The 15524-nt window shown below is 65.1% G+C and carries 13 protein-coding genes; 8 read left to right on the forward strand and 5 right to left on the reverse strand.

Features of this window, described 5'->3' with window-relative positions:
• Positions 1-78: 78 nt before the first annotated feature.
• From OKW44_RS35915 to OKW44_RS35935, 5 genes are all read left to right on the forward strand, one after another.
• Positions 79-1077 (forward strand): helix-turn-helix transcriptional regulator, encoded by a 999-nt coding sequence (locus OKW44_RS35915; protein ID WP_018421133.1) that lies wholly within the window; start codon positions 79-81, stop codon positions 1075-1077.
• A gap of 113 nt (positions 1078-1190) precedes the next feature.
• Positions 1191-2870 (forward strand): 2,3-epoxybenzoyl-CoA dihydrolase, encoded by a 1680-nt coding sequence (boxC, locus tag OKW44_RS35920; RefSeq protein ID WP_018421132.1) that lies wholly within the window; start codon positions 1191-1193, stop codon positions 2868-2870.
• 98 nt (positions 2871-2968) lie between these two features.
• Positions 2969-4396 (forward strand): benzoyl-CoA 2,3-epoxidase subunit BoxB, encoded by a 1428-nt coding sequence (gene boxB, locus OKW44_RS35925; protein ID WP_018421131.1) that lies wholly within the window; start codon positions 2969-2971, stop codon positions 4394-4396.
• Positions 4397-4453: 57 nt separating this feature from the next.
• Positions 4454-5692: a benzoyl-CoA 2,3-epoxidase subunit BoxA gene (boxA, locus tag OKW44_RS35930; protein WP_018421130.1), complete on the forward strand. Its 1239-nt coding sequence runs from the start codon at positions 4454-4456 to the stop codon at positions 5690-5692.
• A gap of 265 nt (positions 5693-5957) precedes the next feature.
• Entirely contained in the window at positions 5958-6737 is a 780-nt protein-coding gene (locus OKW44_RS35935) for an amino acid ABC transporter substrate-binding protein (protein WP_018421129.1), read from the forward strand.
• A gap of 128 nt (positions 6738-6865) precedes the next feature.
• On the opposite strand, the gene leuA is transcribed toward OKW44_RS35935, so the two are convergent.
• The gene (leuA, locus tag OKW44_RS35940) at positions 6866-8572 is read right to left on the reverse strand and encodes a 2-isopropylmalate synthase (protein ID WP_018421128.1); all 1707 of its coding nucleotides are present in this window, start codon (positions 8570-8572) and stop codon (positions 6866-6868) included.
• Positions 8573-8971: 399 nt separating this feature from the next.
• On the opposite strand from leuA, the gene OKW44_RS35945 reads away from it, so the two are divergent.
• Positions 8972-9304, forward strand: coding sequence for a hypothetical protein (locus OKW44_RS35945; protein WP_018421127.1), 333 nt, complete (start codon positions 8972-8974; stop codon positions 9302-9304).
• A gap of 98 nt (positions 9305-9402) precedes the next feature.
• On the opposite strand, the gene OKW44_RS35950 is transcribed toward OKW44_RS35945, so the two are convergent.
• Positions 9403-10029 (reverse strand): cadmium resistance transporter, encoded by a 627-nt coding sequence (locus tag OKW44_RS35950; RefSeq protein WP_018421126.1) that lies wholly within the window; start codon positions 10027-10029, stop codon positions 9403-9405.
• A 206-nt stretch (positions 10030-10235) separates the two neighbouring features.
• Between OKW44_RS35950 and OKW44_RS35955 the strand changes: the two genes are divergently transcribed.
• A complete protein-coding gene (locus OKW44_RS35955) occupies positions 10236-10688 on the forward strand; it encodes a hypothetical protein (protein ID WP_026225931.1) in 453 nt (150 codons plus the stop codon).
• Positions 10689-10737: 49 nt separating this feature from the next.
• On the opposite strand, the gene OKW44_RS35960 is transcribed toward OKW44_RS35955, so the two are convergent.
• Together OKW44_RS35960 and OKW44_RS35965 are read right to left on the reverse strand one after the other, a co-directional pair.
• The gene (locus OKW44_RS35960) at positions 10738-12006 is read right to left on the reverse strand and encodes a DUF3443 domain-containing protein (protein WP_018421124.1); all 1269 of its coding nucleotides are present in this window, start codon (positions 12004-12006) and stop codon (positions 10738-10740) included.
• A 69-nt stretch (positions 12007-12075) separates the two neighbouring features.
• Complete coding sequence (locus OKW44_RS35965) at positions 12076-12540, reverse strand: DUF2844 domain-containing protein (protein WP_018421123.1); 465 nt, start codon at positions 12538-12540, stop codon at positions 12076-12078.
• A 398-nt stretch (positions 12541-12938) separates the two neighbouring features.
• On the opposite strand from OKW44_RS35965, the gene bamC reads away from it, so the two are divergent.
• Positions 12939-14174: an NlpB/DapX family lipoprotein gene (bamC, locus tag OKW44_RS35970; RefSeq protein ID WP_018421122.1), complete on the forward strand. Its 1236-nt coding sequence runs from the start codon at positions 12939-12941 to the stop codon at positions 14172-14174.
• A gap of 170 nt (positions 14175-14344) precedes the next feature.
• Here bamC and OKW44_RS35975 read toward each other — a convergent pair whose 3' ends face one another.
• Positions 14345-15271, reverse strand: coding sequence for a DMT family transporter (locus tag OKW44_RS35975; RefSeq protein WP_035471069.1), 927 nt, complete (start codon positions 15269-15271; stop codon positions 14345-14347).
• Positions 15272-15524 lie beyond the last annotated feature (253 nt).

Here is a 15524-nt window from a genome sequence, read left to right on the forward strand (position 1 = left end):
TTTGGCGAAAATTAAACCGTTCACCTGATGCATGTCAAGCACTATAGTACATGTAACGTAGTCACGAGGTCGCAAAACATGAATCAAAAGTACCCTCCCGCACCGTTGGACGAAACCGACGACGCGGCCCGCGCCGAACGCACCGAGCCCGCGGGTGAACGCACGGCCGAATGTGGCGGCGAGCGCGAAGAACGCGATCCGTTCCTGACCGCGATGGGCGAGCGTGTGCGTTTGCTGCGCGCGCGCCGCGGCATGACACGCAAGACGCTAGCGGCCGAAACCGGTTTGTCGGAGCGGCATCTGGCGAACCTCGAATCGGGCGTCGGCAATGCGTCGGTGCTGGTGCTGCGGCAGCTCGCGGCCACGCTGAACTGCCCGCTCGCCGAAGTGATCGGCGACGAAACCACCGCGTCGGCCGAATGGCTGCTGATCCGCGAGCTGCTGCAGGGGCGCGACCAGGCGGCACTGCAGCGCGCGCGCATCGCGCTCGCCGAGATGTTCGCGCAGGCGCCGCGCGACCCGCACCGCAGGGACCGCATCGCGCTGATCGGCCTGCGCGGCGCGGGTAAATCGACGCTAGGGCGCATGCTCGCGCAGGAGCGCAAAGTGCCGTTCATCGAGCTCACGCGGGTGATCGAACAGCTCGCGGGCTGTCCGCCGTCGGAGATCCATTCGCTGTACGGCGCGAGCGCGTATCGACGCTACGAGCAACGCGCGCTCGAAGCGGTGATCCACGAGCATCCGCGCGCGGTGATCGCGTCGCCGGGCGGGCTCGTGTCGGAATCGGGCACGTTCAACACGCTGCTGTCGCACTGCTTCACGGTGTGGTTGCAGGCGACGCCCGAGGAACATATGCGTCGCGTCGTCGCGCAAGGCGATCTGCGGCCGATGTCCGGCAACCGCGAGGCGATGGACGACCTGAAGCGCATCCTCGCCGGGCGCGCCGAGCTGTACGGGCGCGCCGACATGACGTTCGACACCAGCGAAAAGACGCTCGCCGATGCGTACCTGCAGTTGCGCGACCGTCTCGCCGCGCGTCTCGCGGCGGAAGCCCCCGACGAGGCCCGCGTGAACTGACCGATCGTGGGCGCCAGGGTTTCCCCGTAAAAATGCACTAAAGTGCTTTACGCTGGTATGACGATGCACTATTGTTCAAAAACAGATTGCATCGTCCAGTCAGGAGACGCCCCATGTCCACAGCAGCCACCGCCGTCGCTCAGGCCGCGCCGGTCGACTATCGCACCGACCCGTCGCAGTACAGGCATTGGAAGCTCAGTTTCAACGGTCCGGTCGCGACGCTCGGCATCGACATCGCCGAGGACGGCGGCATTCGCGACGGCTACAAGCTGAAGCTCAATTCGTATGATCTCGGCGTCGATATCGAACTGCACGACGCGATTCAGCGCATTCGCTTCGAGCATCCGGAAGTCCGCACGGTGGTGGTGACGAGCCTGAAGGACCGGGTGTTCTGCTCCGGCGCGAATATCTTCATGCTGGGGCTGTCATCCCACGCGTGGAAGGTCAACTTCTGCAAGTTCACGAACGAAACGCGCAACGGGCTCGAAGATTCGTCGCGCCATTCGGGTCTCAAGTTTCTCGCCGCGGTGAACGGCGCGTGCGCGGGCGGCGGCTATGAGCTCGCGCTCGCCTGCGATGAAATCTATCTGATCGACGATCGTTCCTCTTCGGTGTCGCTGCCGGAAGTGCCGCTGCTCGGCGTGCTGCCCGGCACCGGCGGACTCACGCGCGTGACCGATAAGCGCAAGGTGCGCCACGATCGCGCGGATATCTTCTGCACGGTGGTGGAGGGCGTGCGCGGCGAACGCGCGAAGGCATGGCGCCTCGTCGACGAAGTCGTGAAGCCGAATCAGTTCGAGCAGGCCATTCAGGCGCGCGCGCTCGAACTCGGCGCGCACAGCGATCGTCCGGCCGGAGCGCCGGGCGTCGCGCTCACGCGCATCGAACGCACGGATCGCGAAGCTGGTCTCAGCTATCAGACGGTCGACGTCACGATCGATCGCGCGAAACGTATGGCGACCTTCACCGCGCGCGCGCCGCGCACCGATCAACCGACCGACCTCGCCGCGATCGTCGCGGCGGGCGCCAACTGGTGGCCGCTGCAATTCGCCCGCGAACTCGACGACGCGATCCTCTCGATGCGCACCAACGCGCTCGACATCGGCACCTGGGTGTTCAAGACCGAAGGCGACGCGCGACACCTGCTCGCAGTCGACGCGACGCTGCTGCAGCACAAGGATCACTGGTTCGTGCGCGAAACGATCGGCATGCTGCGCCGCACGCTCGCGCGCCTCGACGTGTCGTCGCGCTCCATCTTCACGCTGATCGAGCCGGGTTCATGCTTCGCCGGCACGTTCGCGGAACTCGCGTTCGCCGCCGATCGCACCTACATGGCCGCGCTGCCCGACAACGAGGACGAGGAGCCGGCGATCACGCTGTCGGAAGTCAACTTCGGCCTGTATCCGATGGTCACGCATCAGTCGCGGCTCGCGCGGCGCTTCTACGAGGAAGCCGAGCCGCTCGACGCGGCGCGCGCGCTGATCGGCCAGCCGGTCAAGGCGCTCGACGCGGAGCGCCTCGGTCTGGTCACCGCGTCGCCGGACGACATCGATTGGGCCGACGAAATCCGCATCGCGCTCGAAGAACGCGCGGCAATGTCGCCCGATGCCTTGACCGGCCTCGAAGCGAATCTGCGCTTCAATGGGCCGGAGACGATGGAGACGCGCATTTTCGGCCGTCTCACCGCCTGGCAGAACTGGATCTTCAACCGGCCGAACGCAGTGGGCGAGAAGGGTGCGCTCAAGGTGTACGGCAAGGGCAGCAAGGCGCAATTCGATGTGTCGCGCGTGTGAGATGCGCCGCGCTCACTCCGACTAAACGACGCCGCCTGCCGATACGCGCCTCTCGCCACTGCAGCTTCCGAACAGGGAATTGACCCAGGGAACCGACCATGTCCTCGATCAACTACAGCGAAAAGATTCCGAACAACGTCAACCTCGCCGACGACCGCGCGCTGCAACGCGCGCTCGAACAATGGCAGCCGAACTTTCTGTCATGGTGGGGCGACATGGGCCCGGAAGGCTCGCACGGGTACGACGTGTATCTGCGCACCGCGGTCAGCGTCGATGCGGGCGGCTGGGCGCACTTCGACTACGTGAAGATGCCCGAGTACCGCTGGGGCATTTTCCTCACGCCGGGCGAGCAGGATCGCAAGATCCACTTCGGCGAACACAAGGGCGAAGCCGCGTGGCAGGACGTGCCCGGCGAGCATCGCGCGAACCTGCGCCGCATCATCGTCACGCAGGGCGATACGGAGCCGGCCTCGGTCGAGCAGCAGCGTCACCTCGGTCTGACCGCGCCGTCGCTGTACGATCTTCGCAACCTGTTCCAGGTCAACGTCGAGGAAGGCCGTCATCTGTGGGCGATGGTGTATCTGCTGCATCGCTATTTCGGCCGCGACGGTCGTGAGGAAGCCGAAGCCTTGCTCGGCCGTCGCTCGGGCGACGAGGACAACCCGCGCATTCTCGGCGCGTTCAACGAGAAAACGCCGGACTGGCTCGCGTTCTATATGTTCACGTACTTCACCGACCGCGACGGCAAGTTCCAGTTGTCGGCGCTCGCGGAGTCGGGCTTCGATCCGCTCGCGCGCACGACGAAGTTCATGCTGACCGAGGAAGCGCATCATATGTTCGTCGGCGAATCGGGCGTGTCGCGCGTGATCCAGCGTACCGCGCAGGTGATGAACGAACTCGGTACCGACGACGTCGCGAAGATCCGCGCGGCCGGCGTGATCGATCTGCCGACCATCCAGCGCTATCTGAACTTCCATTACTCGGTCACGATCGACCTGTTCGGCGCCGATCATTCGTCGAACGCGGCGACGTTCTATAGCTCGGGCCTGAAGGGCCGCTACGAGGAAGGCAAGCGCGACGACGATCATCGCCTGAACGAGCATGCTTACAAGCTGCTCGACGTGCAGGACGGCAAGCTCGTCGAGCGCGAAGTGCCGATGCTCAACGCGATGAACGAAGTGCTGCGCGACGATTACATCAAGGACTCGGTTGCGGGCGTTGGGCGCTGGAACAAGGTGCTCGAGAAGGCCGGCGTCGACTGTCGCATGACGGTGCCACACAAGGCGTTCAACCGGCAGATCGGCACGTTCGCGGGCACGCGGGTGTCGCCCGATGGCCGCGTGCTCAGCGAAGCCGAATGGGCCGCCAACGAAGCGAACTGGCTCGCCACGCCGGAAGATCGCGCGTTCGTCGCTTCGCTGATGGGCCGCGTCGCCGAGCCGGGCAAGTTCGCGAACTGGATCGCGCCGCCCGCGATGGGCGTGAACCGTCAGCCGGTCGACTTCGAATACGTGCGCTTCAACTGAAGCAGGCGAAGCACGAAAGGCGCGTTACGCGCTCGCCGTATCCAGGTGGAGGAAGTCATGAACGGCTCAGTATCGGTCGAAGTTCTGCGGCAGCATCTGATCGATCCGGAGATCTGCATTCGCTGCAATACCTGCGAAGAGACCTGTCCGGTCGATGCGATCACGCACGACGCCAACAACTACGTCGTGAGGGCCGACGTCTGCAACGGCTGCATGGCCTGCGTGCCGCCGTGCCCGACTGGCGCGATCGACAACTGGCGCACGGTGCTGAAGGCCGACGCGTATTCGATTGACGAGCAGTTTACGTGGGACGTGTTGCCCGAGCAGAACACGATGGCGGTGCCGGCTGAAGAACCGGTGGCCGCGTCCACCGCGGGCGACAGCGCCGCCGAAGCAGACGGCATCGAAGTGGATACCGTGCGCGGCGCTGTCGTGCCACCGTGGTCTGCCGCGAAGCCGTACGTGAATCTCTACACGCACAAGGCGCCGACCACCGCGACCGTGGTCGGCAACTACCGGCTCACCGACAGCGCGACGTCGAGCGACATCCATCACATCGTGCTCGATTTCGGCTCGATGCCGTTTCCGGTGCTCGAAGGCCAGTCGATCGGCATTCTGCCGCCGGGAGCTGCTGCCGACGGTCGCGTGCATCACGCGCGCCAGTACTCGATCGCGAGTCCGCGCGATGGCGAGCGGCCCGGCTATAACAACGTGTCGCTGACGGTGAAGCGGGTGTCGCAGCAGCACGGCGACGCGATCGACGGCGTGTGCTCGAACTATCTGTGCGATCTGAAGAAGGGCGACGTGGTCAATGTGATCGGTCCGTTCGGCAGCACCTTCCTGATGCCGAATCATCCAAACTCGCACCTGCTGATGATCTGCACCGGCACCGGTTCCGCGCCGATGCGCGCGATGACCGAGTACCGCCGCCGCAAGCGCCTCAAAGGCGCGACCGGCAAGCTGATGCTGTTCTTCGGCGCGCGCACGAAGGAGGAGCTGCCGTACTTTGGACCGCTGACGAATCTGCCGAAGGATTTCATCGACACCACGCTCGCGTTTTCGCGCACGCCGGGACAGGCGAAACGCTATGTGCAGGACGCAATGCGCGAACGTTCGGCCGACGTCGCGAACCTGCTGAAGGACGACAACACCTATATCTACGTGTGCGGCCTCAAGGGCATGGAGGACGGTGTGCTGCAGGCGCTCAAGGATATCGGCGAACAGCATCAGCTCGATTGGGAAGCGTTGTGGGCGAAGCTGAAGCGGGAAGGGCGGCTGCATCTGGAGACGTACTGAGCGGCGCGCCGACACGCCGACCCACACCGAAAGCTCCGCGAAAAGGCTCCGCAAAGGCTCGTGAAAGCATGAGCGCTTGCGGGGCCTTTTTGTCTGCGCCATATGCTTGACGGAACAGCGCCGCGGCTGACCTGTGCGGATCGACGCACCGCGCGCGAAGCGCTTTTAAAATCGCGGACGGTTTGCTACAGTCGGCCGCACGCCGGCACTCCCCGCCAAACGCGGCAGTCCGCCACTTGCGCAGCCACTCAGACGGAGCCGTCCGATGAAGCCGATTCGTTCACTTGCGATGATTGCGCTGTTGCAGGCAGCACTGGCGCATCCGGCTAGCGCCGACGATCTCGCGCGGATCAAGGCATCGGGCGTGTTCCGGATCGGCACCGAAGGTACGTACGCCCCGTTCACCTACCACGACGACGCGGGCAAGCTGACCGGCTTCGACGTCGAGCTTGGGAGCGCGATCGCGCGGCGTCTGGGCGTCAAGCCGCAATTCATCGAAGGCAAATGGGAAGGACTGATCGCCGGTCTCGACGTCAATCGCTACGACGCGGTGATCAATGAGGTCGCGATCACCGACGAGCGCAAGCTCAAATACGATTACTCGGACCCGTACATCACGTCGCACGCTGTGCTGATCGTCGCATCGGACAACACGACGATCAGATCTTTCGACGACCTGAAGGGCCGCAAATCGGCCAATACGCTGGCCAGCAACGTCGGCAGGATCGCGGCCGCGCACGGCGCGCAGGTGATTCCGGCGCAGGGCTTCGACGAATCGATCGATCTGCTCGTCGCGGGCCGCGTCGACGCGACCGTCAACGATTCATTGTCCTTTCTCGACTACAGGAAGCGCGAGCCCGACGCGAGGATCAAGGTCGTCGCGGTCGATACGTCGCCCGATAGCAGCGACAAGTCGGCCGTACTGATCCGCAAGGGCAATCCGAAGCTGCGCCTGGCGATCGACGACGCGCTCGCCGGCATGAGAAAAGACGGTACGTATCAGCGGATTTCACTGAAGTACTTCGGTCGGGACGTGTTTCATTGACCGTCGGCCGAGATTGACGCGGATAAATCCACATTAAAAAAGAAGGGGCGTCGAAACGCCCCTTCTTCGTTGTCGTCAGCCCGTCGAACAGGCGGCGTGCCGCACGTTCAACGCGGCAGACGCTGGCCTCACACCGTCGCGTCGCTCAGCGCGGCGTCGAAGAAGCGCTCCTGGGCATCCGTGTTCACGCGTGCATACGAGCGGTTCACGCCGCTGATCACCGCGCGGATCGACGCGGTAATCAGGTTCGCATCGACACCGACGCCGAACGCGCTGCCGGCCACATCGGCGCCGGCCATTTCGGCGATCGCGATCGCGCGTGCATCGGCGCCCTGCGTGAGCGCGCGTTCCTCGTAGTGCTGGATGCGCACGGGCACGTCGAAGGCGTGCATCAGCGCGTCGAGCGGGCCGTTGCCGGCGCCGCTCAGCACGCGCGGCGTGCCGTTGATTTCGACATTGAGCTTGATGTGCTCGCGGCCGTCGTGCTCGGACAGGCTGTGGCTGATATAGCGGACCGGCTCCGCCGTGCGCACGTATTCCTGCTGGAACAGTTCCCAGATCTGCGCGGGCGTGACTTCCTGGCCGCTCTGGTCGGTGAAGCGCTGCACGGCCGAGCTGAAGTCGACCTGCAGGCGGCGCGGCAACACGACGCCGTAGCTCTGCTCGAGCAGATAAGCGATGCCGCCTTTGCCCGACTGGCTGTTCACGCGAATTACGGAGTCGTAGGTGCGGCCGAGGTCGCTCGGATCGATCGGCATGTACGGCACTTCCCAGATCGCGTCCGGCTTCTGCGCGGCGAAGCCTTTCTTGATCGCGTCCTGGTGCGAGCCCGAGAACGCAGTGAAGACGAGATCGCCGACATACGGATGACGCGGATGCACCGGCAACTGCGTGCATTCCTCGGCCGTGCGCGCGACTTCGTTGATGTTCGAGAAATCGAGCTCGGGGTCGACGCCCTGCGTGTACAGGTTCAACGCGAGCGTGACGAGGTCGACGTTGCCGGTGCGCTCGCCGTTGCCGAACAGGCAACCTTCGACGCGATCCGCGCCCGCCATCACCGCAAGCTCCGCGGCCGCGACGGCCGTGCCGCGGTCGTTATGCGGGTGGACGGAGACGATCAGCGAGTCGCGACGCGCGAGATTGCGGTGCATCCATTCGATCTGGTCGGCGTAGACGTTCGGCGTGGCCATTTCGACGGTGGCAGGCAGATTGACGATCGCCTTGTGCTCGGGCGTCGGTTGCCAGATGTCGAACACCGCGTCGCAGACTTCCTTCGCGAATTCGAGCTCGGTGCCGCTGAATACTTCCGGGCTGTATTGCAGCGTGAAGTGCGTGTCCGATTGCGCGTCGGCGAGGCGCTTCATCGTGCGCGCGGCCTTCTGCGCGAGTTCGATCACGCCGCTCTTTTCGAGGCCGAACACGATCTTGCGGAATTCCGGCGCGGTCGCGTTGTACAGATGGACGATCGCGCGCGGGGCGCCGCGCAACGATTCGAAGGTGCGCTCGATCAGATCGTCGCGCGCCTGCGTGAGCACTTCGATCGTCACGTCGTCGGGAATATGGCCGCCCTCGATCAGCTCGCGCACGAAGTTGAAGTCGGTCTGCGACGCCGACGGAAACGCGACTTCGATTTCCTTGAAGCCGATCTGCACCAGCGTCTTGAACATGCGCATTTTGCGCTCGGCGTTCATCGGCTCGAACAGCGCCTGGTTGCCGTCGCGCAGATCGGTGCTCATCCAGATCGGCGCGCGCGTGATGGTGCGCGACGGCCACTGGCGATCCGTCAAATTGATCGGCTTGAATGAACGGTACTTGGTAGCAGGGTTTTTCAACATTTTCATCATCCGGGGGAGAGACCGTGGAATGGGTGTCGACCGGACGACGAAAACGCGATACTGGGCCGCCGGTCGAAAACCGGGGCTGGGTCAGTTACTGGGGATTCAAGCGATGCTTCGGTGTATCAGAGAGAAGCGGACGCGCGCAGCAGCAGACCTAGCCCGGTAGAGCGGGCTAGTAGTAGCGATAGGGTGGTCTGGGCGCGGTACATAGTGCGCAATGGGAACATATTATTGAGAAAGCGTCAAGGGCCGAGGTCAGGTGGGCCGCGGCCTGCTCGGCTGCAGAAAGGGGGCGACCGGCCCCCTCGCAGGGAAGGTGCCGCGGGACGCTCGCGCGGCACTCGATTCAAGGGTGAGCTCACGAGGCGTCGTCAATTCACAGAGCAGGAGGTGAACATGAAAAGGGTAGCGAAGATATCCGGCCTCGCGAGGATCTGCGCGTGGGCGGCGTTGGCATGTGGATTTGTCGGACAGGCCGGCGCGCAGGGCCTCGGCGCGCAGAACGACATGAACGCGCCGCAGAACAGTACGCGTCTGATGCCGGAGGCGGCGCGCGGCAGCGAGTATCCGACGCATGGCAACCAGCAGGCGGGCGAGCTGAATCTGAATCCGACCGATCCGCGTGCGCAACTGGTCAACGGCTTGCCGAACAACGCGAGCGCGGGCGGCTATGGCGCGCCGCTGGCGGGCGTGCGTACGTACGTGCAACCGCCCCAGCCGGCGAATTGAGACTGGCGAAGCAGGATCGGCAGACGAAGACTACGACGCTGAAGGCGGCAAGCTGAAGCCGTTGCGTGCCGCGCAGTCTTCGTCGACGCCCCCGGTGATCACGCGCCGGACAAAAGTCGCCACGTATCGCCGTTCACGATCACCGATACGCCTATCACGAGCAGGATCGGCGGCAGCAGCGCCGAGCCGTATCGTCGGATCGGCGCGCCGAGCAACGGGTGGTCGACTAGCCATGCCGCGCCCGCGCACCAGAGCCCGATCATCACGACGAACACGAGCGAAACCAGCGCGTTCTCGGCGTGCGTACGACTCGCGTACAGCGGCACGTAGACGGCGAGGTTGTCCGAGCCGTTGGCGATGGCGACGCTCGCGACGGTCCAGCTCGATGAGCCGCGAACGGATGGCGGAGCGCTTGCGCGGCTGTCCTCGCTGTCTTCGCTGGCGTTGCGCCGCGCGTGGCCGGGACCGAAGCGCCGCCATGCCTTGTGCAGGCCAACGACGATCGGCAGTAAGCCGAGCAGGCCCACATAACCGGCCGGCAGGCGCGTGAGAAAGGCCCCGAGCACGAGCGCCGCGGCGACGAGGATCAAAGAGCCCGCGTACTGTCCCGCGACCACACGGCGCCGCTCCACGCCCGCTTCGGTCAGAAAGCCGAGCAGCACGAACAGGTTGTCGATATTGGTCGCGGCGTAGGCGACGATCGCGAGCAGGACGAGGCTGAGCATGAAGAAGCCGGGATCGTTACCGGGGGTAGAGTCGTTTTGAATTCGCCGCGCAATTTGGGCAAGCGGGCGGCAGGCTGCGCCACCGAGGGCGCGGCCGGTCAACACGATGCCGATGCGCCGCGTCAAGGTCAAGCGGCAGGCGGCCGCGAAGCCGGGCGACGGGGTCGTAAGCTACAATGATCGAGGCCTGGAACAACGGAACATCGATGAATATTCGCCTTCTCTCTATCGCCTGTGTCGCGAGCGCCGTGGCGCTGCTGGCGGCCTGCACGAGCGTTACCCGCAACTCGAGCGCATGCGAACAATTGATGCGCAGCAAGCTGGCCGAGGCGTCGTCGGGGATGTCGTCGGATACGCTGCGGATCACGCATCGCGGGGCCGCGATTCGCGGCTCGCGCGTCGTGGTGGAGGGGACGATCGAGCATCGGGTAAGCGCGTCCGAGGTGGCGGTCTCCGCGCCGCTCGCGGCATCGGCATCGCAAGCGGCGACGGACGTCAACGTCGCCGCGAAGCCGACCGAGCCGAAGAGGGTCAGGACGCCGGCCGCCGCCGAGTGCACCTTCCACGGCGAAGAGCTGGACGTATTCCGCTGGCTCGCGCCGGCAAAGCTGGCCGCGCCGGCCGCGCCGGCCGCGCAACCGGCCAGCGCGGCGGGCTGAGTTCCCGTCCGCGTTCCGCGCCCTCGCTGCGCATCCAACCCAATCGATCTCAGAACGCGTAATACGGCCCCTGGCCGGCCGACGTATTGCGCGTCGCAATCGCCGTGTAAATGCGTTTGCCGTAAAAGAACGGCAAGCCCCAGCCGAAGCCCTGACTCGAATTGCCGGCGAGATTGTCGAACGCGTTGTTCGACGACGAGAATAGCGTGCTCGAATTGGCTATGTCGAACGACACCGTGCTCGACACCCCATCGATGCCGGTGATCGACGCGCTCGCCGACTGCGTCGAAGTCGGGCAGTACCAGAAGCCGCACAACGGGAACTGCGTCGAGTGGAAGAACAGACCGTTCGAGCCGCTGTCGAGATAGCTCACCGCATAGGTCTGACCGCCCGAGTTCGTCGTCACGTAGCCGGTCGCCGCGTTCGCCTTCAGGACGTTCGGGCTCGTCAGCGTGTTGTTCGACTGGGTGCCGATGCCGAAGATCAACGAGCCCGACACGCTGGCCGCGCCCGCATCGGCGACGGCCGGCAGGTCGATCACGACGCCGTTGTTGTCGAGCGGGAAGCCGCTGACCGGGTTGGTCACCTGCTGTGCGAGCGGCTGCGCGGTTGCGGTGCAGCCGCTCGTCGTGCAGCTGTAGTACCAGCGCGGCAATGCGGAGTTCGAGCAGCCGTTGCCGCAGTCGACCGGGAACAGGCCCACGCCGAGGATCCCGTTCGAGTGCAGGCTCGACACCGTCAGCAGCGACGCGCCGGAGTTCGCGCAGTCGGTGGGTGCGGCGGGCAGCGCACTGTCGGCGATGACCTGGATCGGAATCGATGACGCCTGTTGGCCAGCCATGCGTACGTCCGCGTTGCGGATCGAGCCCCACGCATAACCGCTGCCGAACACCGCGCATTCGGCGCTCACGCCGCCGCCCGCGGCGATGGTCGGCAGCGACAGGGTCGTCGGCAGCGCCGATGCGAGGATGCGCAGGCCGTTCGAGCCGGTGTCGACCTGGATGTCGTCGATCGTCGCGCAGTTGCTGGTGCCGGCCAGGCAGACGGTGACGCTCGTCGTCAGCATGTTGCGTGTATTGCCGGGCGATACGCCGACCGTGACGGGCTGCACGTTGGGCGTGGTCGATTGCGGCACGTTCGCGCTCTGCGTCGTGTTCGACGCGCTCGTGGAACCGGTCGACGAGGTCGGCGCGGTCGCGGACGGCGTCGAGCCCGAGCCGGACGAGCTGGACGAGGAACTGCCGCCTCCGCCCCCGCAGCCGACGAGGGCCGCGCAGACGATCAGAAGCAGGGCATGGAAACGCAAGGCGGATTTCATGGCGTGGCGATCCGTCGGGTGGAACTCAGGCGTGAAGGGGGCGCGAGCGACGCGTGCGGGGCGCACGCGTTACTGGATGTCGTCGGAGGTGACGCCGGCGGGCAAAGCCGCCGGCAGCCACGCTCGGCCGACGTAGCCGCGCATCGGTCCGCCGGACTCGACGATCACGTCGGCGCGCGTGACGCGCGACGAATGCAGATTGCCGCTGCCGGCCGCCGCCGCGGCGCCTGTCTTGTAAGAGTCGCCATATTTGCCGAGTAGCGCGTGCAGATCCGGCATCGTCGGGCCTTGCCACGCGTAGGCGACGATCAGGCCGGTGCTGGTCGCGTATTCGTTGATGGTCGTATTGCCGGCGTCGGTCCACGTGCGCTCGCGCAGTGCGCCATTGAGCAGCGTGCGCGGCGCGCTCGCGCCCGACACCGCCTGGCTCGGCATCGTGCCGCCCAATTCGGCATGCGCGCCGAAGCTCGCGCAGCACGCGACGACGGCGATCGCCGAGGCGATCGCGGATGGATTGAGACAGGACTGGGACATGAGGCCTTCCTCGTTTGGCGCCGGATTTTTTATTGAGATAACTCGATTAACGTAGCACCGGTTTTTTCTGGTCTTTGCACATCGCGGCGGACAGGACTGCACGCCATGTTGAAAAGCAAGCCGCATGCAGACCGGAAGCCCTTATTCGGCGGGCCTCCGGCGTAGACTTGGGAATACTCCTAATGTCAACTCGAAAGTGTTATTGAGTGTTAAATTTACCTCATAAGAAGGCAAATATCATGACGGGCGCGGACTTTTTTCCCGTGGTCGTTTCGTAGCCGGGGCATGCGGCGATTCGCGGGCAAACCCCAGTTTTTGCACACGCCTCGCCGGGACCGGTAAAATGTTGGGTTGATCCACGGAAACTTGCCGTGGCGTAGCGGAAGGATTCCCCGAACATGACTGATTTTCGTCTCACCAAGCGGTTTGCAGTAATGCTCATGGCAGGCGGGCTGGTCGCCGGCTGCGGCACCTCGTCGCCGACCAAAATCGACTATAGGAGCGACTCCCGTTCGAAGCAGGTATCGCTTGCCGTACCGCCGAACATGATCGACGAGACGGCCGATCAGCGTTCGCTGCCGCCGCAGGGCGGCGAAACCTCGCTGTCCACGCTGAAACAGGTCCAGGCACAGTCGCCGGCCGGCGACGCGGTCGCGGTCGTGCCGCCCGTCCAGGGCATCCACATCCAGCGCGACGGCACCGAGAGCTGGCTCGTGATCGACAATAAAACGCCCGATCAGGCCTGGCCGCAAATCCGCCGCTTCTGGCAGGAGCAGGGCTTCCTGCTCGTCGTCGACCAGCGCGACAAGGGCGTGATGGAAACCGACTGGAACGAAACCCACGCGCAGATCAACGACGGCTTTATCCGCAACACGCTGTCGAAGGCGATGGGCAACAGCTACGTGAGTTCGGAGCGCAACAAGTTCCGCACGCGTCTCGAAGCGGCGCCGAAGGGCGGCACCTATGTGTTCGTCAGCCAGAAAGGCATGCGTGAGGCGATCACCGGTACGAACAACGAGTCGACCCAGTGGCAACCCAAGCCGAACGACCCGGCGCTCGAGCAGGAATATCTGAAGCGCCTGATGGTCTCGCTGGCGCGGGCCGATTCGGGTAGCAACGCGGGTGGCACGCAGAACGCCGAGCTGTCGCCCGCGGGCACGCAGATCGCGCCGAACGCGGCGACGGCGGGTGCGAAGTCGGCGACGGCCTCCGTCGCCGCGCAGAACGTCGTGCTCGCGGCGCAACCGCCTATGCCGGACGCGGATTCGGCCAACAACACGTCGGCGCAGCTCTCATCGACCGAACTCACGCTCGCCGAGCCGTATGACCGCGCGTGGCTGCGCGTGGGCCTCGCGCTCGATCGCAGCAATTTCACGGTCGACGATCGCGACCTGAGCCGCGGCCTCTATTTCGTGCGCTACGTCGATCCGAAGGATATGTCGTCGGCCGAGCAGGGCTTCTGGAGCCAGGTCTTCCACGGCAAGAAGGAGAAGGTCGCCAGGCAGTATCGCGTGAACGTGCGCGCGGTGACGCCGAACGAGACCCGCGTGGCCGTAGTCGACGACAAGGGTCAGCTCGACGAAAGCTCGCAGGCCAAGCAGATCATGAGCCTGATGGCCGACCAGTTGCACTGATACGAGAGCCTCGCGGCCGACGCCGCCGGTTCGACGAGACCGCCCGGAGAAATCCGGGCGGTTTTTTTTGACTATGCATTTGACGCGCGAAGGGCGCGCGCGTGAGCCGATGTAACGTGACCGGATCGGCAAGCCGCGACGCGGCGCGGTTGCCGACTGACACCGTGCGCTCAGGTATCCGCGCGCCGCGTCCCCATCCACGGCAAGCGCTTGACCACGCCGGTCGCCAACGCGGTGCCGACCAGGATCACCGCGCACCCTTCGAGCATGCCGGACGACACCGTCTCGCCGAGAAACAACGTGCCCCACAGAATGCCGAAGATCGGAATCACGAAGGTCACGGTGATCGCGCGCGTCGGCCCGGCGACCGCGATCAGATGGAAGAAGAGCATGTACGCGATGCCGGTACAGGCGACGCCGAGCGCGATCACCGCGCCCCACGCGCGCAGCGAGATTGGCGCGGCGGGCCAGTAGATGACCGCGAGCGGCAGCAGCACGATCGTCGCGCCGATCATCGTGCCGGTCGCGACGGTCAGCGCGTCGACGCCAGTCAGATGACGCTTCGTGTAGTTGGCGGCGATGCCGTAGAGCAGCGTAGCGCCGAGCGCGGCGCCGGCCGCGAGCGCGACGCTCAGCGGCGAGGCGGCCGAGCCGGCCGGCGCCGCGATCTGATCCCACACGAGCATCAGCACGCCGAGAAACCCGACCACGAGACCGAGAGTGCGCAACGCGCTGAGCCGGTCGCGCAGCCACAGGAAGCCGACCAGCGCGCCCCACAGCGGCGCGCACGCATTGATCACCGACGTGACGCCCGCCGACAGCGTCAGCTCGGCATACGCGAACAGGCAGAATGGTGCCGCCGAATTGAGGATACCGACCACGAGCAGCGGCACTGCGCGCGTGCGCAACACGGTGGCGGACTGTTGCAGCGGCCGTCGCGCGATCAGGACGATCGCGAGAAAGAGTGCGCCGATGCCGACGCGCAGCGCCATCAGCGGTGCGACGCCGAAGTCGGTCACGCCGACGCGGATGAACAGGAACGATGCGCCCCACAGGGCAGCGAGGATCAGCAGTTGCAGCAGGTTTCTGGTTTTCATTGGAATGGCGCCGCGCGCAGTTGAGTCGGGACGCCAGCTCATCGTAACAGTGCGATCGCGCGAATCGTTTCAGTACAGGATGAAACGGCAAGATCCGGGAGACAGCCGCGTCCGATGAGGCCGATGGTAAGCGCTGCGAGGGCGCGCGCCAAACGAGCAATTCTCGCCGATATGTGAGAAAAATTGCGATGGGCGGAACGGAAGTGGGGATCGGATCGGAAACGGCGCCCGCGATGCGCGGGCGGCCGTCCGA

Source organism: Paraburkholderia lebeckiae (genome assembly GCF_050436325.1).
In the GTDB taxonomy this organism is placed as follows: domain Bacteria; phylum Pseudomonadota; class Gammaproteobacteria; order Burkholderiales; family Burkholderiaceae; genus Paraburkholderia; species Paraburkholderia tuberum.